A 24,152-nucleotide genomic window follows, 5' to 3' on the forward strand; every position below is an offset into this window, starting at 1 on the left:
GCCGTTTCGGTCGCGAGGGACGGCAATTTCACTTTCGCCGTAATCGCTGATGATGGTCTTGCGATTATAGCCATTTCGGCTGTTACCGGAGTTGTTTCCTTCAATGCTGTTTTTTTCATACCCCAGATGGTCTTGCATCTCTGCTTCCAGCATCTGCTCAATGGTTCCGGCAAACAGTCTTTTCAGTTTCGACTGAATATCCCCTGTGCTTTGGCAGTCTTGCATCAGTAAGTTGACCAGTTCCATTTCCTTGTCTGTAAGAATGTTTTTTGACTGTTTCATTCCATAACCTCCACTTTTGTCTTATGTGGAGATTATTGCCATTTACACGGGTGTTTAGTCAGTCTCGGTTTTAGATGGAGAGGTTATCTACCGCGTTCCTAAATTTGTAGGTTTGTGCTATTCATTTATACCCCCGAAAGACTACTCTTTATATAGTCATTTTATATTTAATACTCTTTCACCAGAAGATGATATTGCCGCCATAAACGTCGAATTTAAAGATGAGGGCAAACGGGCGCAGTTCACTTTTCAGGTGGATATCCAAAAGGAGCTTACGGCTCAAACACTGGAACTCAAAAGAATTCCAAGCAATATTATTGAGAACATACAGGAAATCTGCTTTGTCTTTACCCTCTCCTCCTTCCGGGACATCAAGAGCCGGAAAGGTATACTAAAACTATCCGGTGTTCGCTTCGTTTAGAAAAACGAAAACGAGCTTGCCTTCCCCGGTCAGCAAGCCCGTTAATGATTAATGTCGTCATAAATAATCAGGAACATAACTCATGAAGCAATTTGGTCCCTTTTAAAACATAGTACTCTTCAGGTGTCAGATCTACAGGAGTCGGGTGGTTATGAATGATTTGCGTTGCCCTGAACTGTGCGGAGGCGTCAATGCAAGCACGGTAGAAAGCACATAGAGACTGATCACGCCTGCCCATACTGCCTCTTTGAATATAGTTGCTGCCATAGCATGTTGGACAGATGGGCAGGTATGGACATCCCAGGCACTCATCACACACAAAAGCAGCAGTTTGCTTGAAGTCAATGGATTCATAGAGCTGCTCCCGGCTTGTTTCGTTTGCCAGGGGTGTGAAGCACTGGCACGGGTATAGAGTACCATCCACAAAGTAAGCCTTCATAGATTCGCCACAGCCGCACCACTTTTCCTCATGGGGAAGCTCCCGGCATAGAGCATGGATGGGGTAATCAAGGAGGGAAGCAACCGGAAACTCTGGATTTGCCTTGTAAAAAACGATCAGCTTTTTCAATTCCCGCTCCAAGATGGGGAGGTCGATCTCTTTTATCCAGTTGATACCTTGGGCAAAAGTCGAAGTGACTTTAAAACCCTTTCGATGTAGAAAAATAATGCCGTCTGCGAGATGGGGAAGCGTCTGCCGGCTGATAGTCATCTTGACAGGCTGGTCCGGCCAAGCCTTGGCGAAGAAATCCACGTTGATTTGGTCATAGGAGTTATTCCGGTTTTGGTTGTGCATGCCGGGGGTTCCATCAAGACTTAGGCTGCACCAGAAGGTTCTTCTGTTGGACCACAACCAGTTTGCAGCGTCACCATGTATATGGAGTCCATTGGTAGTGGTAAAACATAGATATCTCTTTGGCCAGGTCTTGCTGTGCAGATAGTCATGAGCTCTTTTGATAAGTGGAAAATTTAAAAAAGGTTCTCCACCGAAAAAATCAAAGATGATTTCTTCGTATCCATCATCAGCGGCCATTTCTTCGTCAATGATAGATTTTGCTATAGCAAAAGTCATCTCCTCGGATGTTTTGTATTTTTCATAACAGTATATGCAGTTTAGAGAACAGCGATTGGTGACAATCATCATGACATTCTTGCGAACGCCTTGTCTGATTTCGCCCATAAACAAGCACCTCCTCTTGGTGGATGTCCTCCCTCAACATCTCTTGCTGTTGAGGGAGGACCTTCTAATTTGATAGTTACATGAGTAAAACACAGCTGGACTTCAGGCTTTCATATGCACATGTGCCAGTGCACTCTCCCGCACATGATCCCCCACAGGGGCAATTTTTAGGTCCGGCTAGAATGTATTCGGATAAGTCTTCATTCACGACGAGAAGTTCGGAGAGTTTATCTAAAAGCTCATTTTCAAGCTTAAACATGTTAACACCTCCTTTCTGACCTTCTATGGAAGCGGGCCCTTTCCATAGCATTATTATTTCATACCGTGGTGCTAGTAAATAGGCCACTGGACCACGGAAGAATACTCAAAAAGAGTATTTTTAGTACTAAAAGTACTATGGCTGGTTATGTAGTAAACGGTGGCATTGTCTCTTAAAGACTTTAAAGGACTTTAAGGGCAGTACCCCGCTTTTGTTTATGTACAGTCAACGTTTTGGGATTATCCAAATGGGGATACTTTTTTAAGGTTTGACAGGAGAATGGTTTTTAAATATAATGAACGTAGCCATTTTATATACAGTGTTTATGAAAATGACGATGTCCATAATTCTCAGCAATTTCTTTTTGATGGAGGTGAAAAAAGAATAGTGAAGTTAAGGGAAAAACAAAAAGCCGAAGTTAAATCCGCCCTTATACGGGCCGGTGAAGAGCTTTTCGGAAACAAGGGGTTTACGGAAACAACAGTCGAAGAGATCACTGCCGCAGCCGGTGTGGCCAGAGGAACCTTCTATAATTATTTTCAGACGAAAGAAGATTTGGCGCTGGAGATATTTTACGAAACAGAAGGATTGACAACAGAGCAAGTTGACGATTTTTTTGCCACGACTTTAGGGACAGAGAATCAAATTCAGACTATCATAACGATTGCCGTCGAGTGGACGCTGAGAAAACCTGAGCTTTTTCTGGTTATTTTAATTGAAAAAATGAAGCGCGGGTCAACGCCTGAACATGCCAACGGGACTCTCTTCAGAAGGCTGATCACGGAGGCTTTTGAACGTGGCCAGATGGCTGGCGCGGTAACCAGGGAGCGACCGGCACAAGAGCTTGCCCATGATATCGATGGATTATATGTGGTTCACATGGTGAGATGGTACCATTATGGCAAGCAGGGCGATCTCTTATCCATTCTTCTAGCCGCTGTTAACACCTACTTATCGGGTGCGATAGTAAAACAGAAGATATCCTATTGAAATGTGGGGAGGTAGAAGATATGCCCCTTTGGGAAGCTAAGGGATTCTGGATGCGGGATAATATTCATTGGCCGAGACCGGTACACCCGCTTTTTGTTTCTTATGGGCTTACTCCAGTGGAGATTGGCTCAGTTCACGCTTTTGAGGAATTTTCCATCCCATCCCTTAAATATGAATATCTTGTTCTCCATGGCTATGTCTTTCAGCGTATTGTATCCATCGGAGGAGATCCTCCGCCTGTTATGGAGCGATTTCCTTTTCTCTTTCATTTGTGGCGGATTAATCCGCTGCTTCGCAGCCGGGTCTTGGGTTTTGAAAAGTTTCTCAAGGAAAAAGGGTTTGAGAATCACGTTCGTGCCTGGCAGGACATATGGGAACCAGAAGCTCAGGAGCGTCTCAAGCCGATTCGGAACTTTGAGCGTGCCAAGGCCGGCCTGGAAGAGCTGGCCAACCAGCTTGAGGGATGCTATGACTATTTATGCTGGGCGTGGAATCCACATAATAAAGTCGTTATGGTCGGTATGTATATCCGTGAACGCTGGATGGAAGTGTGTAAAAGATTATTCAATCTGACGGAATTTGAAGCCTACGAATTAGTTCAGATGAACGATCCTGCAGTCTTTAATACAATGAATCGCCTCTTGACCTTGGCACGCCGTGCTGCTGCAGACCCCGCGATTAAGGATAACTTGTCTCTGCCAAATGAAAAAGCGCTTGAGCAGCTGGCCAATACGTGGTTTGGGGAAGAACTCGAGGGATTCATAGAAGCGGAAGGGGATCGGCCTGCCGACGGCTTTGAATTTGGACCCACTTGGCGGGAAATGCCGGAGGTGGTGGTGGGGATTATCAAGTCCTTAATGGGCTCAGATTACCTAACCACTGAAGACTCTGATTTCCAGGCATACCGGCTGGGGCGGGTCAATGAACTCCGCAGCACTTTAGCCGGACGAGAGAGGGAGGAGTTCGACACCTGGCTTGAATTAGCGGAGCAAGTTCAACCGCTGAGTGAAATCCATGATTATTTATTGATGACTGTTCCCCTTTGTCATACCCGTTATGCTGCTCTTGAGGCTGGCAAAAGATTGGTTCAGAAAGGTATTCTGGATGGCTCTGAGGACACTTTATTTCTATACCGTGGGGAATTACTCTCGGCGCTAAGAGAAAATAGCCTCCATCCTGATTTAAAGGGATTGGTGGCCAAGCGGAAAGCTGAGCATAGCCAAAATTATTCCTTAATGCCACCCCAAACCATTGGCAAAGCGCCCATGGTCCCCCCTTTGCATGTATTTCCACCTATTACGGCGGAGGGGATGAAGATTTTTCTGAAACAATATTCCCTCATTGAGGTACAAAAAGAAGTGCCGCTGGAACTGTCCGCCGAGGGGGAGTTATTTGGCACCCCAGGTTCTCCGGGTGTTGCCGAAGGACCGGTGCGGATTATCCATACGGCTGAAGAGTTCCACTTGGTTCAAGAAGGTGAGGTTTTAGTCTGCCCGCTTACCACGCCGACGTGGACGGTATTATTTCCCTATGTGGCAGGGTTAATTACTGACTCTGGAGGCGCATTGTCCCATGCGGCCATCGTTTCCCGGGAATACAGACTCCCTTCCGTGGTGGGAACGATTAACGGAACGAAACTGTTGCATAATGGACAACGGGTTCGTGTGGACGGAGCGGCAGGAGTGATTCAGGTCCTGGATTAAAATAGATAAAGTGATACCACTAAACGGAACTAAACGGAGAATAATGGGATGAGATATGTGCGGCTGCTTCAAGAATTAAAAAAAGAAGACCTATCCTTAGCCGGCGGCAAAGGAGCTAACCTGGGTGAACTAGTGTGGGCTGGGATGAAAGTACCCCAGGGTTTTGTCTTGACTGTTGAGGGATACCGTCGTTGTGTCAAAAATATCTGCTTACGGCAAATTAACATCACTGACTTACGCACGTTACAAGAGGCAACATCTAAAATTCGGGTAGTAATAGAGAACACTGACTTACCCAATGAGGTCGCGCAAGAAGTTCTGGAAGCTTATCGTGGGATGGGGAGTCCCGAGGTCGCTGTCCGTTCCTCTGCTACAGCTGAAGATCTTCCTGGTGCAAGCTTTGCAGGGCAACAAGAAACTTATCTTAACATCCAGGGGGAAAGTGAAGTTCTTAAGGCGATAAAGAAGTGCTGGGCTTCACTTTGGACTCCCCGGGCGGTGCAGTATCGTTCACTAAAAGGATTTGGAGAGAGTGAAGTTGCTCTGGCGGTGATCATTCAGGAAATGGCGCCACATGAAGTTTCGGGAGTGGTCTTTACAGTTAATCCTCTTTCGAATAATCCCGGTGAGCTGCTTATTAATGCCGCCTACGGCGTTGGTGAGGCGTTGGTTCAGGGAGAAATCGTTCCTGATCAATGGCTGGCCAGACGTCCTGACGGTGCGGTTCTTCAATTTACTCCTGCTCCCAAAAGGGGACAATCTTCTTTGCCCTTCATGCGTAGGCAATATCCTGCCCGAGGGTGCTTAACTTCCCAACAGGTTCGGGAGTTGGTTCGTCTATGCCTTCGCATAGAGGAGCATTTCAATGGAGTGCCTCAAGACATCGAGTGGAGCTATGGCTTAGGAGAATTTCACCTGCTGCAAAGCCGGCCGGTTACTACACTTAAGGTCAATTGATTTGCCGGGATGATTTCAGGCACAAAACTTCATCTTTTTATAAGGTATTGGCACTTGATGTTTAATTAAGTGCCAATACCTTATTTCATATCTTGAGATGCAATATAAATTTATTGCAAAACGATAAATGCTGTGTTAGATTAAAGCTGAAACTAAACTGGTGAGGTGCTTATAGTATGAAAGGAACAACACTTTTTTTAAAGATAGCTGTGCTCCTTATTGGAATTCCGGTTCTGGCTCTGTGTATATTCTGGTTGCCTTCACTTGCAGATTATTTGCCTAATCTTGTTTTAATCGGTGTGTATGCGGCAGCGGTAGTGTTCCTCTTTGCTCTGTATCAGGCTTTAAAACTTTTAAGCTATATTGATAAGAACAAAGCGTTCTCGGAATTATCCGTATCCGCTTTAAAAAAAATAAAGAACTGTGCCATCACCATCAGTATTATCTATGCTGCAATCCTACCTCTCCTAATACCCCTGGCTGAAGCAGACGACGCCCCGGGCCTGGCAGCATTCCCCTGCATCATTATTTTCGGCGCTTCTGTGATTGCAGTCTTTGCTGCCGTTCTGCAAAGGCTTTTAAAAGAAGCTATAGACATAAAATCTGAAAATGATTTAACTGTCTGAGGTGAATAATATGGCGATTGTAATCAATATTGATGTCATGTTGGCGAAAAGAAAAATGAGTGTAACAGAGCTTACAGAGAAGGTTGGTATAACCATGGCGAATCTTTCTATATTGAAAAATGGCAAAGCAAAGGCGATAAGGTTTTCAACGTTGGAAGCAATATGTAAAGCCTTAGAATGTCAACCGGGTGATATTCTGGAATATAGAAAGGATAGTTAATTCTGCTGAAGGTGGCTCAAGATTTCATATTAAAAACTTATGAGGTAGATGCAATGTATGATGTTCTTATAATAGGGGCCGGTCCGGCAGGATCTACCCTTGCGCGATTAATAGGTGACAAATATAAGGTTTTATTAATAGATAAACGGGACCTGGCCAATGAGAATCCCCACAATCTTGCCAGAAAATGCTGCGGAGGATTATTAGCCCCTGATGCACAGAAAATGATTGCAAAGCTGGGCTTAGGAATACCTAAAGATATTCTGGTTAATCCGCAGCTTTTTGCTGTAAGAACCATTGATTTAACAAATAACCTGGAGAGACTCTATCAGAGATTCTATCTGAATATGGATAGGGAGAAATTTGATAGATGGTTGGTTTCTATAATTCCGAAAAAAGTTGATAAAAAGTTTAATGCGGTTTTTAAGGACTTTGTTGAAATACCGGGCGGATATGAAATTAGGTATATTCATAATGGACAAGAAATATCGGCAAAGACAAGAGTTATTATTGGTGCTGATGGGGCCTTTTCAAAGTTAAGAAGGTTTCTTAATCAAGATATTAATAGTCCTGAAAAGTACATTGCAATTCAGGAATGGTATGAATGTCCCCATCATGTCCCCTATTTTACAGCAATCTTTGATGAAGAAATAAGTGATTTTTACTCTTGGATCATACCAAAGGAGAATTATCTGTTATTAGGTTCGGCCCTTAAACCTAAGGAGAAGGCCAGGGAAAAGTATGAACTGTTAAAAATAAAACTAACCCAGCGGGGCTTTAATTTTGATAACAAAATAAGGACAGAGGGCGCATATCTCTATAGACCGAAAAAGGTATCACAGTTTTATGCAGGCAGGGATAGCATAGCCCTGGTGGGTGAAGCGGCAGGTGGGATTAGCCCCAGCTCTGCAGAAGGAATCAGCTACGCATTAAAGAGCTCTGCATATTTAGCCCAAAGTCTTGAAGAGGGAATCGATGGATTTCTGGATAGATATAAACTTAAGGTAAAGGGTATCAAATTAAATCTGATGCTTAAAAATCTAAAATCCCCGGCTATGTATAATCCATTGCTCAGACAGTTGGCTATGAAATCAGGTCTGCAAAGTATTGATAGAACAGAGTAAGTAGAATCAGTAAATTGATGGTTACAGGATTGGTTCTATGTATCAGAAGAACAGGGTATCCCGTCGTTTCAGACGGAATATCCTGTTCTTGCCTGTAGGATATCAAAAGTATCATTTTAGATATGGGCACGGCGTTATTAAGAAAATTCATTAAAATAGACAGTTTGGTCAAGAACAAGTAAACTTAAGCTGTTGAGAAGAGAAGGGAATTCCAACTTATTCACAAGAAATTGAGGTGTATTATGGATAGAAGAGAAGTACGAAAAGGGAGATTCTTACAAAAGAAAAGCAAATTAGAGCTGCTGATTTACATAGTGACGATTATCTTTTCTGTATTATTTCTTTTTATAGGGAATAGTGTTGCGACTAAAGGATTAACCGTTTTCAACGGTGACGATTTCGGTGAGACGGTTGTCAAGGCAAAGATTGAAGCGATTACGGACAGAATCTCAGACGATTACAGCCTTGCTGGTGATACCACCATGGTTAAAAATGTTCAGGTGACCTTTGAAGCAACCCTGCTCGATGGCGAAGAAAAAGGGGAAAGGGTAACGGGAGCTCAGATCATCGACGGCATGCTTAATATAGGCACACCGGAAGTTGAGCAGGGCGACAAGGTTTTGCTTGTCACTTATGAAGGTCAGCCGGAAATGGAATGGCAGTTTATGGAGTTTGTCAGAACGGATAAACTTCTCATTTTTGGCCTCCTTTTTATCCTCGCTTTGTTAGTGTTCGGCGGTATCAAAGGGCTGAACACCATACTTTCCCTTGTTTTTACCTGTGCCGCCATTTTTATGGTGTTCATTCCAGCCATTCTTTCCGGGAAGAATATTTATGTATCAGCCATAGTGATCTGCTTGTATACGATTGTTGCCACCTATCTGATTATCAATGGATTTAACAAAAAAACCCTCACAGCCATTCTGGGCTGCTTTGGCGGAATCCTTGTATCCGGAATATTAACCATTATTATCAATAGGGTTCTTGAGTTGACAGGATATGTAGATGAAGAATCCATTTATTTGACCTATATATCGACCGGGACGCCCATAGATTTAAGAGCCATTATTTTTGCGGCAATCCTTATCGGTGCTTTAGGTGCAATAATGGACGTTTCAATGTCAATATCATCATCTCTTTGGGAAGTGAAAGAAAAGTCAGGAGCTTCTTCTTTCAATACTTTATTTAGATCGGGAATGAATATCGGACGAGACGTCATGGGAACGATGGCCAATACGCTTATTCTTGCTTACATAGGAAGTTCTCTTTCCATAGTATTGCTGCTAAGCGCGTACAGTACATCTTTAATATATCTCCTGAACCGGGAAATGATTGTTGTAGAAATTCTGCAGGCGCTGGTAGGCAGCTTTGGGATATTGTTTGCGATGCCCCTCACTTCTTTTATCTGTGCAATAATATATAAAGAAAACAGTGAACAGATTTATGATGGACCAAGTGTTAAAATCGAACAGGATTTATGAGCCAATCAGAAATAAAAAAATAACCTCTAAACACAACAATCTGACCTAACCAGGGTTCGGATTGTTGTGTTTTTAAGTTACCGTACCATAACTTAAGTCGTAAATTGATCTTATTTCGGGAATAAACGCAAAATTTGGGAGTGATTCCAGTTGTTAAGAATATGTTAATAAATTGTGATGAATTTGTTAATTGGTTTACAAGCTTATATTTCTTATAATTTTAATGAATAGGTCCAGGCAAATAGGACACCACGGAGACTTTGAGAAAGGAGGTAAGCTATGAATAGCGGAATGGAACAAGAAAAAACCGGTGTCCCAAGCGGAAAAACCAAAAGAATACCCAAACTATCTCTAATCGTAGGTCTTTTTGTAGGATTGTTCTTAATAGCTATTATTGGAGTTCAAGGAGTGCACGCCGTCACAAGTGATTCGAGTTATTGTGTCTCTTGTCATGTTATGGAACCTGTTTATGGGACTTGGAGCCATTCATCCCACCGGGAAATAGCGGGTTGTAACGATTGTCATACGGATCAAACCAATTATGTAACCAAGAGCTATACCAAGATTACGGCGGGGGTTCAACACCTTTACCACAATACCTTCAGTGATCTGCCCGACAGTATTCGCATTAAAGATGGGAGTACGGAGCTGGTGCAGAACAACTGTTTAAGATGCCATCAGGACGTGGTAAGGAATGTCAATATGGATTCCAGCCGACGATGCTTCGATTGTCACCGCTATACTCCTCATAGTAACTATCGATAGAGAGAAAGGAAGGTAAAATTGTGAGAAAAGGTAAACTACTCATAGGATTGCTGGCTGTTATGATCATCAGCATAGTTGCCGTTGGCTGCTCATCGAAAACCTCGCAGCCTGTTGCTTTTCGGGCTGAAATCGCTCCTGGAACCTTATCTGTCGACGAGTACGCCAAGTATTATCCTAAACAATACGATACATTCATGAAAACTGCAGAAATGTCCAATGAAGGCAGCAAATACGGCGGTTCCGAAGAATTTGATAAGCTGACCCAGTGGCCCTTTTTGAAAGAGATTTTCGCCGGGTATGGATTTGCTATTGAATACAATGAAGATCGTGGTCATAACTACACTATTGAAGATGTCACCAAAATCAAACGAATCAATGAAAAAAGTATTGCATCTTGCTGGACCTGTAAATCGGCTAATGTAGCCGGTGTTGTCGAAGAGATGGGCGATGCCTATTATGGCGCTAATTTCCATGATCTGAAGGGTAAAATGACAGAAGGCATTACTTGCGCCAATTGTCATGATCCTCAGACCATGAATTTGGTCATCACCCAGCCACCCTTACGGGATACTCTCACCCGCTTGGGCAAAGATCCGGACAAGTTGACCACCCAAGAACTCCGCACCATGGTGTGTGCACAATGCCATGTTGAATACTATTTCGCTGGCGATAAGAAAATTGTCACCTTCCCTTGGGATAAGGGTCTTACCCCCACTGACGTCCTGGAATATTATGAAGAAAAAGATTTCTCCGACTGGACACATGCAAAAGCCGGTGTGCGCGAAATCAAGGCTCAGCATCCTGAATATGAAACCTTTATGGGCAGTACCCACGCTGAAGCCGGTTTATCCTGTGCAGACTGCCATATGCCTTACACTATGAACGGCGGCGAAAAGATCTCCTCTCACTGGTGGACCAGCCCTCTTAAGCATATGAATGAGAGCTGCATGACTTGCCATAGAGAAGGGGAGGAAGCGCTCAAAGAAAGAGTATTCTATACTCAGGACAAAGTTGCCGATATGATGGCAAAAGTAGGGAATGTCACTGTAGAAGCACTTGAAGCCATTGCTGAAGCCGACGCTAAAGGTGGAAACCAAGATGCTCTTAAAGAAGCCCGTGCATTGCAGCGTAAAGGTCAGTTCCTGGTGGATTGGGTTGGAGCAGAAAACTCCATGGGCTTCCATAATCCTCAGTTAATCATGGAAACCCTGAATACCTCCATGGACTATGCTTATCAGGCTATCAATAAGGCTACCGAGTCTATAACCGGCGTCGCAGCTCCTAAATGGGATGTAGAGGCTCCCAAAACCAACACAGAAACCATGAAAGTGTTACATGACAAGGAAAACGCCCCTAAGTCATAAGCATAATCACTTGATACCCCTTTTAAAAGGACCTTCGCTATCCGAAATATGATAGCGAAGGTTTTTTTGTTTGCTTTTTGCGGTTGAATAGTTACGCAATTGTTATTATAATAAAGCGTGATTATTAATGCTTGAGGAAAACTTAAATAAGAATATTGAGATTTTCAGCTAAAAGGTTTACAATCTAGATAGATAAAGATATTGATACTCTAAAATCATCGTCAATCAAATGTTAAGGCCGTCAAAGGTGGTGATAATTTTGCTGGATGAAGAAAAGGGCCTTTACAGCATTGGTACCGTAGCCGAATTAATCGAGGAGCATCCTGAAACCCTAAGAGTATGGGAGAGAAATGGTTTAATTCACCCTAATCGGGATAAGTACCAAAGAAAATATTCCAATAACGACCTCTTGCGTTTAAAATTTATTAAGTATCTTATGAATGAAAAGGGATTGAACATCGCTGGGGTTAAGCAGATCACTTCTATGTATTCCTGTTGGTACAACCGCAATTGTAAAGGTGGCGGGATGAGAAGCAGCACCATACCTATTAATGAATCCAAACCTTGCTGGAAAATTGAAGGGACTTATTGTGTTATAGCTAGTGATAAAAGTGAGCTTTGCAGTACTTGTGAAATGTTAAAGACTTGCGCTAGCTCTTCAGATTGCAAATAGGCTGAAGAGCAGGTCTTTTTTTGCTTAAAACCTCAATATAATGATTGAATTTATATAAATGATAGTATTTATAGAGCTAAGTTGTAATACTTGCCCTAATTCTGCCTTATTTTAAAAAGGGCATTTTCTATTTTCCCTCTTTTTGAGAACCAGATCGTGGTTCTCTTTTTATCTTCGTATTTATTTGAGATGATCCTGAGTTACTTTTTATAGATATCTTTCATGGACCGGGCAACGGTAATTCGGCTGACTCCTGCAATTAAAGCCAGATCTTCTTGAGTTATGGAATTCATGTCCACATCAAGCTTTTGCAGTTTTTTATAGACATAGGCAACTTTCTCAGGTCCATTTTTAGAATGCATATGCACCCAATTCGATAGATTGGCGGCGTGGTCCAGAGTGAGGTTCTTCATGAGAGCCTGAGCAAAATCTCTATTGTCGTGAAAGAAACCTTCAATAAAATAGATGGGAAAATTACAGCGGGTTACATCTGTAAGAGCAAGTAGATGGGTAACCGGAAAGGGAAGACGTTCGAATAAAAGATGTGTCCCGAGAATATCCCCGCTTTTAAGCAGCTGAATCCCCTCTTGTGAGCCATCTTCCAAGACAGTAAAAGAAAACTCGATCCCCTTAACGATAATCTCAAAATTGGCATTGACAGAGTTGATCATTTGGGTTTGCTTGGCTTTTTGATAAGTGAGCGTAGCCTTGGCACAGAGTGCCTCACGCAGTTTTGGTCTCAGGGAGCGGCAAAAAGGATTGCCGGCACACTCTTTCATGAACTATACACCTACCCCGGGGCATATAAATTGCTTTGTCATGTGAAACATATAACTAAAGTCATTGCTTATTATATCAAACTACTCTTTTTGGGACAGTATCAAATGATACAACATTTTTGCAGCATTGGATATAAAACCTGTATCAATTGATATCGATTCATAACAAGAGTGACTGATACAATCAAATCATAAGTGATAAAAAGTTCAAGTGTAACCCAGGTGCAGAAAAACAGGAGGTAAAGACATGGAAGCAAAGGAAAGTTCCCTATTGAATGCAAAGCTATCGCGACGAACCTTTGTGAAGGCATCTGCTGCCACAGCGGTGGTGGTAGGCGCTGCAACAACCAATCCTTGGGGGCCTGCCATGGCCGCTTTAGCCGAAGGTGAGAAGAGCGATACTATAGCCAGCTCTGACGAAACGGTTTTTAGTGGAGCTTGTCGCGGTAACTGTGCGGGGGGATGTTTTTTAAACATTCATGTACGTGGTGGAAAAGTGGTGCGTACTTCTATGAGGGAGATGCCCAACCCAGACTATAATCGGATCTGTGTTAAAGGGTTAACCCATATGCAAAGAATCTACCATAAAGACCGTTTAAAATACCCGATGAAGCGGATAGGCGAGCGCGGCGCCGGTCAATGGGAGCGTATCAGTTGGGATGAAGCCGTAACAACGATAGCGGATAAGTGGCAAGAATATCAAAAAGAGTATGGCAAGGAAGCTTTTGCGATTTACTGGGGTTCAGGCAATTACGGAGTTTTGAGCGGTCAAGGGATGGGGTGTACTACCAATCGATTGCTTAATGTGACGGGGGCATCCAATATCTCGATGACGGTCGATGCAGCCCATGGTCATAGCGCGGGCAACGCCCTTGGGTGGGGGCCGAACTTCACCCTTAATGAACTGGCCGACCTTAAGAATGCTAAAACTATCCTCTGCTGGGGTGCTAATCCGGTCATTTCCCAGCAGCAAAGCACTCATTTTTTGATGGAAGCTAAGGAAAACGGAACAACGTTTATTGTTATTGATCCGATCTACAATATTACTGCCTCCAAGGCGGATAAGTTCGTCCCGGTGCGCCCTGGCACAGACGGAGCATTGGCTTTGGGAATGATGAATATCGTGGTAAGAGAAAACTGGATTGATGTTCCCTTTTTGAAGGCCTCTACTGTAGCTCCATTCCTGGTTAAAGAAGCTGATGGTCACTATTTGCGTCTTAGCGATTTAGGCCCCCTCGCTGAAGGTCAAACGGATGATATTGTCGTGCGCAGTGCCGGGGGAAAGATGGGACTTCCCCAAGAGATCAGCGATCCGGTGATTGAAGGCTCCTTTGAGATCAATGGTCATAAAGTCAATACCGCCTATACCTTGCTTCTTCAGCGTATCGCGGAATATCCCCCTGAGAAAGCCGCGGAAATCTGCAATATTTCCGTCAGCCAAATTGAAGAAATCACTAAAATTTACGCCACTAACAAGCCTGCCACAATTTATCAATACTTCGGCATTGATCACTATGTTAACGGACATTATAGCATCTTTGACATTTATGCTCTGGCCATGATTACAGGAAATCTAGGTAAATCCGGAGCTGCCTGCGGTATGGGTGAAACTCTGGGGATTAATTTTACGAACCTGGCAGGCACCCTTTTTCCCGCTGGCGCCACAGGTCCATCCCTGACGATGTCAGCCACGCAAATGGATTCTGTCATGAATGAGCATAAGTATGGCAATAAGGATGTTAATCTGAAAGGCATCTATATTACCAATGCCAATGTGGTTGCCAATAGCGCAGAGAGAAAATATACCTTGGATTGGCTCAATAAAATGGAGTTCATCGCCGTAGCGGATATGAATATGAATGAAACTGCCCAGTATGCTGATATCCTGCTGCCGGTATCCCATTGGTTTGAGCAAGAGGAGGCTTTCTGCAACTACAGCACTCATCCCTATGTGATTTTTCAGGAAAAGGCCATTGAGCCTCTCTATGAATGCAAAGCGGATTTCGAAATCAATAAACTCATCGCTCAAAAGCTGGGCTATGGGGAGTATTTTAATATGACTGAGATGGAATACCTGGATTTATGGCTGGATAACGACGAAGCCAGAAGATTGGGGATCACTCTGGAGGTTCTTAAAGAAAAGAAAATTCTTAAGTGCCTGCCCGGTGACCTTTATATTAATGGTGAAAATGGTGTGTTTGGTACGCCTACGGGCCGTGCCCAGTTCTATGTGGAAAATCCCGCCCCCAATATGAATTATGATCAACAGTGGGATATAGAAAAAGAACGCCTGCCCTATTGGGAGCCACCTAATGAAGTGTGGCATGAGAACCCCTTGACTAAAAAATATCCCTTTGCGATTATTTCCGATCATGTCCGTTTCCGCACCCATACCCAATGGTGGGATGTGCCGGCATTGCTGGAGCTTGATCCTGAACCTATCCTGAAGATCAGTTCGGAAGATGCCGCTCAATATGGCATTAAGACCAATGATCTAGTTAAAATCTATAACGACCGGGGCCATGTCGTCATGAAAGCGGCAATCAATGATGGATTGCCCCAAGGGGTCCTTACAGCACCAAAGGGTTGGGAAAAACACCAATTCAGAGAAGGCCATTTTGCTGATCTAAGTTCGCGGGTGGTGAATAAAGTCTGTGCCAATAGTGCCTTTTTTGATGTCTTAGTTGCCATTGAAAAGCTATAAAGGAGGAGAAAATGATGCGTTATGCCATGGCAATCGATTTAAAACGCTGCGTAGGCTGTCACACCTGCTCTGTAGCATGTAAAATGGCCAACAATCTGCCCAATGAGATTTGGTGGAACCGCATCCTTACGGTAGGCGGGGAAGCTATGGATACAGCTGCCGGGACCTTCCCGAACAATACCTTGGAGTATCTGCCGGTCAATTGTCAGCACTGCGCTAATCCGGCCTGCGTGAAAGCCTGCCCCGTTGGAGCCACCTATAAACGGGAAGAAGATGGAGTCGTCATCCAGGATTATGATCAATGCATCGGCTGTCGTTACTGCATGGTGGCTTGCCCCTATAGCGGAGTTCGTCAATTCAACTGGAAGCAACCTGAATACCATGTGGATTTTGCCGTAGGGGACGCCAACATCACGCCTCACCAATACAATACCGTATCCAAATGTACCTTCTGTGTTCACCGATTAGCGGAAGAGAAGAAACCGGCCTGTATGGAATTATGCATTGGACGGGCCCGTTACTTCGGAGATATTGATGACCCGGAAAGCGAAGTCAGCAAGGCGATCCGGGGCCGTACCTACTTTCACTTGCTCGAAGAAAAAGGCACCAAGCCGAATGTCTATTATTTAACTTAAGGGGGTGTAACTATGGCAGTTGTAACCAATACGAAAAAATCAGGTGTTCTTAATCTGTGGAACCTTATCTTTGCCTCTTTCGCTGTCCTTGGCGTCGTGTGCTGGGGGCTGCAACTGAGCAAAGGTTTGCAAGTGACAAATCTAGGCACTCATAATATGTGGGGGCTTTATATCGTGGGCTTTATGATTTTTACGGGAGTGGCAGCAGGGTGCCTTTTATTTGCTGCTGTACCCTATCTCTTTGGGCTGAACGCTTTTAAGCCCTATACCCCTATTGCCTCCTACCTGGGAGCTGTAGCCAGTATTGTAGCGGCTTCCTTGTTCATCATCGTCGATATCGGCAATCCGGAGAGAGCCTGGCTCTTTATCACCAGTGGGAACTTTTTCTCCCCGATGTTTTGGGACTTTATCATGCTGGCGTCCTACATGGTAATTTCCGTCATCTTTACTCGTCAGCTTCTCCTCGTCAAAGCAGGGAAGAAAGCAGAAGAGGCCCTTAAACCTATAGCATGGCTCGCTTTCCTTGCTGGAATTCTCGTCACGGTAACATCCTTTGTTTTCTGCTTTCAAGTTGCAAGACCTCTATGGAACACCCCTGTTCAGCCCTTATCCTTTTTAATAGCGGCTTTGGTGGCTTCTCTGGCGGTCATGATCATTTTAGCCTGTCTTTTAAATCGAAGTGAGTATATTCATATGCCCACCACCTTGCTGGCAAAAATGGGGAAAGTCATTGCGGCACTGTTATGTGTAGAACTCATTATCGTAACAACAGAGGTGCTTATAGGGCTTTATCCGGGAAGTGGTGAAGAACATGCAGCCTTTTCCTGGCTGGTTGCCGGAAAAGGGGCTGTGGGATTCTGGGCAGAGCTGGGTGCTTTGCTTGCAGCGATTGGAATACTGGCAATGCCGGGAAAAAAATCTAAACGAGGCAGCTTAATAGCCGGTGCCATGATCGCCTTGATTGCTGTATATCTGGTTAAATCCAATCTCCTTCAAGTCCAATTATTTAATCCGCTGCTCAACTTGCCCGGACCTCCGGTCTATGGGGGAACCACTGGGCCTTATGTTCCATCTCTTATTGAGATCGGGCTTTCTTCAGGAATCGTGGCCTTGGGTGCTTTGCTTTTGAACCTTGGCTTGAGCAGGCTGAACCTGAGAACTTCCCGACAATGAAATCTGCCTGTGCCTGCCATCCCTTGGCACTGACTTATGTAGAAATGAGAGGTAATAATTCTCTGCGAATTATTACCTCTCATTTTTTATAGATTTCTTTCATAGCTCTGGCAACGGTGATACGGCTGACCCCTGCGATAAGGGCGAGATCCTCTTGAGTAATCATCGTCATGTCGGTGTCCAGATCCTGAAGCAATTCATAAACCTTCTGGACTTTTTCTGTTCCATTTCTGGAGCGCATACTTACCCAACGAGTCAAGTTATTCATCATGTCGAGAAGGTTTTCCATCAAAGCCTGGGCAAACACTCTGTTTTCCTTATAGAGCGTTTCCGCAACTTTTAAGGGAATACTGCATTTATGAACTTCGGTAAGTGTCATCATATTATATTCCGGGATTCTCAGGCTTTCAAAAAGTTGGCGGGTTCCCAGGACATCTCCTTTTTTGATTAGATGAATGAACTCTTGAGTTCCATCTTCGTGCAAATTAAAGGTGAAAAGAACCCCCTTAATGATGAGTTCAAGGTGGGGGTTGCCCTGATCCGTGGATTGTATTTGTTTAGGCATTTGGACAATAAGGGTGGAATGCTCGCAGAGGTAAGCCCGGGTTTCCGGATCAAGAGCATCACAGAAGGGGTTACCAGCGCACTGTTTTTTCATAATAACACCTACCCGCCATGATGATAAACATGAACAGTAATCCATTGTAACTATTTGGGTTTAATGAATTTGTGAATTATTTTGTTTGGGAGGTTATGCCTTAGGCTTAGTATCTGCACTGCCTATTAATAATACCATACTTCCGGTCACTATGTATTGAATCAAATGATACAAAAGAATGTATCATTTGCTACAGAAGCTTGTATCAAGTGAAGCGCTAGAAAATATCAGATGCTATCGAAGCAGTTTTGCTCCCTTGCTACAATACAAGTAGCACCAAATGTACGATTTATCACTAAATATGAGCAGCTGTGGTGTAACTTAAGTGGGAGGGAATGAAATGAATCAAGAAAAGAACAGCCTCAATCCTAACCTGTCCCGCCGCACTTTCTTAAAGGCATCAGGAGCAACTGCGGTCACGGCGGGAGTCGTTGCTGCCAACCCCTGGGGAACGGCTATGACGGCTTTGGCTGATGAGGAACAAACTTCAGCAGCGGGAGAGGAAGAACAAATCTTCAGCGGCGCCTGTCGCGGCAATTGTGCAGGCGGATGTTTTCTGAATATCCATGTGCGGAATGGCAAAGTGGTAAGAACCTCAGCCCGTGAGATGCCGAATCCGGAATATAACCGCATCTGTGTTAAAGGATTAACCCATGTCCAGAGGATTTATAGCAAGGAGCGCCTGAAATACCCCATGAAACGTGCCGGGGAACGGGGCGAAGGAAAATGGGAACGAATCACTTGGGATGAAGCCATCAGCATCATCGCCCAGAAGTGGAAAGGCTACCAGGATGAGTTTGGCAAATATGCTTTTGGAGTTATGTGGAGTTCGGGAAGCTATGCTGCGCTGAGTGGCGTCGGGATTGGCAGCGCTATCAATCGCCTGCAAAATGCCAACGGGGCCTTGAATATTACAGCAGCTGTAGATATGGCACGGGGACAAGGAACGAAACCGGCTCTCGGTCAAGGTACATTTGTTACAGCTAATGAACCCGCGGACTTAAAAAATGCCAAGACGATTTTCTGTTGGGGAGCTAATCCTGTAGGAGCCCAGCAGCAAAGCACCCATTTCTTTTTAGAAGCCAGGGAAAAAGGTGCTAAAATCGTGGTCATTGATCCCAATTTCAACGCCTTAGCAGCCAAAGCAGATATCTTTGTCCCTGTGAGGCCGGGTTCTGATGCGGCTTTGGCTCTGGGGATGATGCATATTGTGGTCCGGGAAAACTGGGTGGATGAGCTTTTTCTGAAGAAATCCACAGGGGCTTCTTTCTTAGTGAAGGAATCCGATGGTAAATTCTTGCGGCAAAGTGATTTAGGAATCCATATCCCTGAAGGAGCCAAGGATGAACTAATCGTCTGGAACCAAGACTCTGACATTTATGGAACAGCCGATACCGTCAGTAACCCGGCGTTGCGGGGCTCTTATACTATCAATGGGGTTAAGGTTACGACAGCCTATGACCTGCTATTGGAGCGCATTGCTGAATACCCACCGGAAAAAGCAGCGGAAATCTGTAATATTCCTGTAGCGCAAATCGAAGAAATCACGGAACTTTACGCGACCAATAAGCCTTCTGCAATCTATGAGTTTTTCGGCATCGATCATTATGTCAATGGCCATTATGGCTATTTTGCTATGGCGATCTTAGCCATTCTCACCGGAAATCTCGGTAAACCGGGAGCTTTTTGCGGCATGGGTGAGAACCTGGCCACTGATTGGATCAATATGGCGGGAACGATGTTTCCCAATGGGGCGAAACCCTCTCTTTCCGTACCTGTTAATATGCTCACTGAAATTCTGGAAACTAAAATGTATGGTAAAACCCCCATCGATTTGAAAGGTATCTACTTTACCCATGTCAATCAGATCGGCAACGGCGCCGAGCGCAAAGCGACCCTGGAAGTTATGAAAAAACTGGATTTTATCGCAGTCGCCGATCTGAATATGAATGAAACGGCTCAATATGCAGATATTCTGCTGCCTGTAGCCCACTGGTTTGAAGTGGATGATGTTTTTGTCAATTACAGCACCCATCCTTATGTGATATTGCAGGAGAAGGCCATTGAGCCTCTCTATGAATGCAAATCGGACTTTGAAATCTATCAATTGCTGGCGGAAAAACTTGGCTGCAGTGATGCCTTTGCCATGGATGAAGAGGACTATATGCGGTTGTGGATGGATACGGATGGAGCCAGAAAATTAGGGATTACCTTAGAGAAGCTTAAAGAAGAGAAAATACTCAGGGCTTTACCCGGAGACCCCTATATTTATGCTGAAGGCGGAGCATTTGCCACACCTACAGGGCGGGCTCAGCTCTATAATGAGGCCCCTGCTCCCAATAATAATTATGATCAGCTGTTTGATCTAGCCAAAGAGCGCCTGCCTCACTTTGAACCGCCCCTGGAAGCCTGGCATGAAAATCCCCTCCATGAGAAATATCCTTTCTCGGTGATCCAAGACAAGGGAAGGTGGCGGACCCACTCTCAATGGTGGGATGTCCCTATGCTCAAAGAACTCAGCCCGGAACCCTTTGTGAAAATCAACCCTGCCGATGCTGCCGCCCGCAATGTTAAGACTGGTGATATCGTCAAGCTCTACAACGATCGGGGCTATGTCAAGATTAAAGCCATTGTGGATCGCGGAATTCAACCTGGTGTTTTAAGCCTGCCTAAAGGTCGGGAAAAACAGGAATTCATCGAAGGGCACTATCAGGATCTGACCTCCCGGGTGATGAATATCGTCTGTGCCAACAGTGCCTTTTTTGATGTACTGGTCCAAGTAGAAAAAGCTTAGGAGGGAAAAACGATGCGTTATGCCATGGCAATCGATTTAAAACGCTGTATAGGCTGTCATACCTGTGCTGTAGCATGTAAAATGGCCAACAATCTGCCCAACGAAATTTGGTGGAACCGTATCCTTACTGTAGGCGGAGAAGCTATGGATACAGCTGCCGGAACGTTCCCGAACAATACCTTGGAGTATCTGCCGGTCAATTGTCAGCACTGCGCTAATCCGGCCTGTGTGAAAGCCTGCCCTGTAGGGGCCACCTATAAACGGGAAGAAGATGGCATCGTCATTCAGGATTATGATCAATGCATCGGCTGCCGTTACTGCATGGTGGCTTGCCCTTACAGCGGAGTTCGCCAATTCAATTGGAAAAAGCCCGAGTACCATGTGGATTTTGCCGTAGGGGATGCCAACACTACCCCTCATCAATACAATACCGTATCCAAATGCACTTTCTGCGTTCATCGGTTGGCTGAAGGGAAAAAACCGGCCTGTATGGAGTTGTGTATTGGACGGGCACGTTACTTCGGGGACATTGACGACCCGGAAAGCGATGTCAGCAAGGCCATCAAAGGCCGCAGCTATCTCCATTTGCTCGAAGAAAAAGGCACCAAGCCGAATGTCTATTATTTAACTTAAAGGAGGTGTAAGCATGACAGTGCAAACAAAGACCACCGTACAAACGACTAAAACTACCCCGTCCAATCTGTGGAATATGATCTTCGCAGCTGTTGCCGTGCTCGGTGCATTCTGCTGGGGACTTCAGCTGACCCAAGGGCTGCAGGTTACGAATCTCGGCCTGAACAATATGTGGGGCCTCTATATCGTCGGATTTATGATCTTCACTGGGGTTGCCGCCGGAAGCCTGCTCTTTGCGGCAGTTCCTTATCTCTTTAAGCTGGAGGAGTTCAAGCCTTATACCCGGATTGCCGCTTATTTGGGCGCAGTGTCCAGCATCGTGGCCGCCTCCCTTTTCATCATCGTGGACATCGGCAACCCGGAGCGGGCCTGGCTCTTCATTACCAGCGGCAATTTGACTTCACCGATGTTCTGGGACTTCCTTATGCTGGCCTCTTATATGGTGATTTCCATCATCTTTACCCGTCAGCTGATGTTGGTCCACGAAGGCAAAAAAGATGAAAGGTCCCTGAAACCCATTGCTGTGAACGCCTTCATCGCCGGGCTCTTGGTCACAGTCACCTCCTTCGTCTTCTGTTTCCAAATCGCCCGTCCCCTGTGGAATACTCCGGTGCAGCCCCTATCCTTTTTAATGGCAGCCTTAGTGGCCGCCTTGTCCGTGCAGATGATCCTGGTCGTGCTTTTGAATAAGAGGGGTTATATGGAGATGCCCATGAAGCTTATGGGGAAGATGGCGAAAGGGGCAGCTGTTCTGCTGTGCATCGAGCTGATCATCATCGTGGGTGAAATCCTCATAGGCCTTTATCCCGGAGGGGGAGAAGAGCATGCCGCCTTCCTCTGGCTGGTCAGTGGAGAAGGAGCGGTAGGATTCTGGGCGGAAATGGTTACTTTAGTGGCCGCCATCGTGGTTCTGGCCAAGCAAAATACCTCATCCAAGGCAGGGGGAATCCTGATCGGTGCTATACTGGCCTTAGTGGCAATTTATCTTATCAAATCCAACCTGTTGCAGGCCCAATTATTTAATCCCCTTATTACCTATGCAGGGCCGCCGGTTTATGGGGGGACAACAGGTCCTTATGTGCCCTCCTTGATTGAGATTGGTTTGTCTTTGGGTATCATCTCTTTGGGAGCATTGCTTCTGAATCTGGGATTAAGTAAATTGAATCTCGGAATGGACAAATAAAAGTAAGGAAAACATGTAAAACGCTGAAAGCCCGCATAAACGCTATGTTTTTTGTGAGCCTTCAGCGTTTTTATTGTATAAATGCTTATTTATAGCTAATAGATTATTTTAATTTGCTCAAATAAATACTAGTAAATTACTTGATTCCTGGTGGATATAAGTGAGATGTGTCATATTTAGGAGTAAAAAACTGGGTGAATATATGGTAATATGACAGAGAGGAGTAAGGTGAAATTGTAATCAAGCAGGAAATGAGGGGGAAGTAATTATGCTGGAAAAAGTAATGAAGGCGGCACATGCCATTGAAGAGGCGCTGATAACCATAAGACGGGATATTCATAAGCAACCTGAATTGGCATTGCAGGAGTATAAAACGGCAAAATATATAGCGGACAGGCTTAGAGCATTAGGGTGTGAAGTCACCGAAAATATCGGGAGCACCGGGGTCGTGGGACTTCTCCGAGGAAGAGAATCAGGAAAGACCCTGGCTATCCGTGCCGATATGGATGCACTGCCTATCGAGGAAGAGACGGAGCATGGATTTTGCTCGGCCACACCAGGAGTCATGCATGCTTGTGGCCATGATGCCCATACAGCCGTTGTGCTGGGTGCGGCAGAGATCCTGTCCGGCCTGAAGGACTCCTTTGCCGGCAATATCAAACTGATTTTCCAGCCTAGTGAAGAATCTCCTAGCGGGGGAGCGGACCAGATGATCGAAGAAGGGGTATTGGAAAATCCCCATGTGGACGCCGCACTGGGTCTCCATGTCACACCGGAGTTATCTGCAGGCCAAATGGGCTATAAAGACGGCCCCTTCTTTGCCTCAGTGGCTTATTTTACGATAGAAATTATGGGGAAAGGCGGCCATGGAGCATTGCCGCAGCATTCGGTTAATCCGATTTTGGTAGCTGCAGAGTGTATTCAAGCCCTGCAAACTATCCCATCGGCTCAAATTGACCCCATGGAACCTTTTGTTTTGTCCATAGGCTCGATTCATGGAGGGCAGAAATCCAATATCATTCCCGAAAAAGTCACTATTGAGGGGACAGTGCGCTGCTTTGGGGATGAGTTGATGAGCCGCACCGGTCAGATTATGGAAAATCTTCTTCGTTCTATCACCTCAGCTTATAGAGCTGCTTATAGACTAGATTTCCGCTCAGAAGTGAAAACCCTGATCAATGATCAAGGGATGATCGGGTTGCTCAAGGAGGCCGGAGAAGAAATCCTGGGAAAAGGTAATACTCTGGCTGTCCAACCTGTTCTATTAGGGGATGATTTTGCATCCTTTAGCCAGCTTGTGCCATCTGCTTATATCTATTTAGGTGCTGGGTTTCCGGGGCAACCGAATCCTCCCCTTCACCACCCCAAATTTGACCTGGATGAGGGAGCATTGCCCATTGGTGCAGCGCTGCTCAGCTATACTGCCCTCAAGTTTTTGAGCTGAATTCGTTGCTGAAACGGATCTTGACACTTTTTCCGCAAAAAGTATATAATTCATATATAAATAATAAGTTTTAAACTGGGTTGGGCGTATAAGAACTATGCATTGTT

The 24,152-nt window shown here is 44.9% G+C and carries 21 protein-coding genes; 17 read left to right on the forward strand and 4 right to left on the reverse strand.

Going from position 1 to position 24,152, the window contains the following annotated elements:
* On the reverse strand, positions 1 to 246 hold a 246-nt coding region (locus BUA14_RS17125), incomplete at its 3' end, for a transposase (protein WP_242954684.1).
* A gap of 524 nt (positions 247 to 770) precedes the next feature.
* Positions 771 to 1,880: a radical SAM protein gene (locus BUA14_RS17135; RefSeq protein ID WP_072773746.1), complete on the reverse strand. Its 1,110-nt coding sequence runs from the start codon at positions 1,878 to 1,880 to the stop codon at positions 771 to 773.
* Between the two features lie 646 nt (positions 1,881 to 2,526).
* Between BUA14_RS17135 and BUA14_RS17145 the strand changes: the two genes are divergently transcribed.
* From BUA14_RS17145 to BUA14_RS17190, 10 genes are all read left to right on the forward strand, one after another.
* Complete coding sequence (locus BUA14_RS17145; protein ID WP_072773901.1) at positions 2,527 to 3,129, forward strand: TetR/AcrR family transcriptional regulator; 603 nt, start codon at positions 2,527 to 2,529, stop codon at positions 3,127 to 3,129.
* 20 nt (positions 3,130 to 3,149) lie between these two features.
* The gene (locus BUA14_RS17150) at positions 3,150 to 4,832 is read left to right on the forward strand and encodes a PEP-utilizing enzyme (protein ID WP_242954681.1); all 1,683 of its coding nucleotides are present in this window, start codon (positions 3,150 to 3,152) and stop codon (positions 4,830 to 4,832) included.
* A gap of 48 nt (positions 4,833 to 4,880) precedes the next feature.
* Positions 4,881 to 5,789 carry a PEP/pyruvate-binding domain-containing protein gene (locus BUA14_RS17155; protein ID WP_072773749.1) on the forward strand — a complete coding sequence of 303 codons (909 nt, stop codon included), beginning with the start codon at positions 4,881 to 4,883 and terminating at the stop codon, positions 5,787 to 5,789.
* 176 nt (positions 5,790 to 5,965) lie between these two features.
* Positions 5,966 to 6,415 (forward strand): DUF2975 domain-containing protein, encoded by a 450-nt coding sequence (locus BUA14_RS17160; protein ID WP_072773750.1) that lies wholly within the window; start codon positions 5,966 to 5,968, stop codon positions 6,413 to 6,415.
* A gap of 10 nt (positions 6,416 to 6,425) precedes the next feature.
* Positions 6,426 to 6,635 carry a helix-turn-helix domain-containing protein gene (locus BUA14_RS17165; protein WP_005816366.1) on the forward strand — a complete coding sequence of 70 codons (210 nt, stop codon included), beginning with the start codon at positions 6,426 to 6,428 and terminating at the stop codon, positions 6,633 to 6,635.
* A gap of 53 nt (positions 6,636 to 6,688) precedes the next feature.
* Positions 6,689 to 7,759, forward strand: a complete 1,071-nt coding sequence (locus BUA14_RS17170) for an FAD-binding protein (protein ID WP_072773751.1) — start codon at positions 6,689 to 6,691, stop codon at positions 7,757 to 7,759.
* A 242-nt stretch (positions 7,760 to 8,001) separates the two neighbouring features.
* On the forward strand, positions 8,002 to 9,240 hold the full coding sequence (locus BUA14_RS17175) for a YibE/F family protein (protein ID WP_072773752.1): 1,239 nt from the start codon (positions 8,002 to 8,004) through the stop codon (positions 9,238 to 9,240).
* Between the two features lie 279 nt (positions 9,241 to 9,519).
* A complete protein-coding gene (gene nrfH, locus BUA14_RS17180; RefSeq protein ID WP_072773753.1) occupies positions 9,520 to 10,005 on the forward strand; it encodes a cytochrome c nitrite reductase small subunit in 486 nt (161 codons plus the stop codon).
* 20 nt (positions 10,006 to 10,025) lie between these two features.
* Positions 10,026 to 11,369 carry an ammonia-forming cytochrome c nitrite reductase subunit c552 gene (locus tag BUA14_RS17185; protein ID WP_072773754.1) on the forward strand — a complete coding sequence of 448 codons (1,344 nt, stop codon included), beginning with the start codon at positions 10,026 to 10,028 and terminating at the stop codon, positions 11,367 to 11,369.
* A gap of 229 nt (positions 11,370 to 11,598) precedes the next feature.
* Entirely contained in the window at positions 11,599 to 12,042 is a 444-nt protein-coding gene (locus BUA14_RS17190) for a MerR family transcriptional regulator (RefSeq protein ID WP_072773755.1), read from the forward strand.
* Between the two features lie 200 nt (positions 12,043 to 12,242).
* Here the strand turns inward: BUA14_RS17190 and BUA14_RS17195 are convergent, their stop codons facing one another.
* Entirely contained in the window at positions 12,243 to 12,821 is a 579-nt protein-coding gene (locus BUA14_RS17195) for a Crp/Fnr family transcriptional regulator (RefSeq protein ID WP_072773756.1), read from the reverse strand.
* Positions 12,822 to 13,068: 247 nt separating this feature from the next.
* Here BUA14_RS17195 and BUA14_RS17200 point away from each other — a divergent pair, with 247 nt between their 5' ends.
* The 3 genes from BUA14_RS17200 to nrfD (BUA14_RS17210) are packed head-to-tail and all read left to right on the forward strand — an operon-like array spanning position 13,069 to position 17,333.
* The gene (locus BUA14_RS17200; RefSeq protein ID WP_072773757.1) at positions 13,069 to 15,525 is read left to right on the forward strand and encodes a molybdopterin-dependent oxidoreductase; all 2,457 of its coding nucleotides are present in this window, start codon (positions 13,069 to 13,071) and stop codon (positions 15,523 to 15,525) included.
* Between the two features lie 14 nt (positions 15,526 to 15,539).
* Positions 15,540 to 16,160: a 4Fe-4S dicluster domain-containing protein gene (locus BUA14_RS17205; protein WP_072773758.1), complete on the forward strand. Its 621-nt coding sequence runs from the start codon at positions 15,540 to 15,542 to the stop codon at positions 16,158 to 16,160.
* Between the two features lie 12 nt (positions 16,161 to 16,172).
* Positions 16,173 to 17,333, forward strand: a complete 1,161-nt coding sequence (nrfD, locus tag BUA14_RS17210) for an NrfD/PsrC family molybdoenzyme membrane anchor subunit (RefSeq protein WP_072773759.1) — start codon at positions 16,173 to 16,175, stop codon at positions 17,331 to 17,333.
* Between the two features lie 79 nt (positions 17,334 to 17,412).
* Here nrfD (BUA14_RS17210) and BUA14_RS17215 read toward each other — a convergent pair whose 3' ends face one another.
* Positions 17,413 to 17,991: a Crp/Fnr family transcriptional regulator gene (locus BUA14_RS17215; RefSeq protein ID WP_011460820.1), complete on the reverse strand. Its 579-nt coding sequence runs from the start codon at positions 17,989 to 17,991 to the stop codon at positions 17,413 to 17,415.
* Positions 17,992 to 18,331: 340 nt separating this feature from the next.
* On the opposite strand from BUA14_RS17215, the gene BUA14_RS17220 reads away from it, so the two are divergent.
* The 4 genes from BUA14_RS17220 to BUA14_RS17235 all read left to right on the forward strand — a co-directional run bounded on the left by BUA14_RS17220 (position 18,332) and on the right by BUA14_RS17235 (position 24,045).
* On the forward strand, positions 18,332 to 20,785 hold the full coding sequence (locus tag BUA14_RS17220) for a molybdopterin-dependent oxidoreductase (protein WP_072773760.1): 2,454 nt from the start codon (positions 18,332 to 18,334) through the stop codon (positions 20,783 to 20,785).
* Between the two features lie 12 nt (positions 20,786 to 20,797).
* Positions 20,798 to 21,418, forward strand: a complete 621-nt coding sequence (locus BUA14_RS17225; RefSeq protein ID WP_072773761.1) for a 4Fe-4S dicluster domain-containing protein — start codon at positions 20,798 to 20,800, stop codon at positions 21,416 to 21,418.
* Positions 21,419 to 21,431: 13 nt separating this feature from the next.
* Positions 21,432 to 22,601, forward strand: a complete 1,170-nt coding sequence (nrfD, locus tag BUA14_RS17230; protein WP_072773762.1) for an NrfD/PsrC family molybdoenzyme membrane anchor subunit — start codon at positions 21,432 to 21,434, stop codon at positions 22,599 to 22,601.
* Positions 22,602 to 22,869: 268 nt separating this feature from the next.
* On the forward strand, positions 22,870 to 24,045 hold the full coding sequence (locus BUA14_RS17235; protein ID WP_072773763.1) for a M20 metallopeptidase family protein: 1,176 nt from the start codon (positions 22,870 to 22,872) through the stop codon (positions 24,043 to 24,045).
* Positions 24,046 to 24,152: the final 107 nt, after the last annotated feature.

The organism is Desulfitobacterium chlororespirans DSM 11544, assembly GCF_900143285.1.
Taxonomy (GTDB): domain Bacteria; phylum Bacillota; class Desulfitobacteriia; order Desulfitobacteriales; family Desulfitobacteriaceae; genus Desulfitobacterium; species Desulfitobacterium chlororespirans.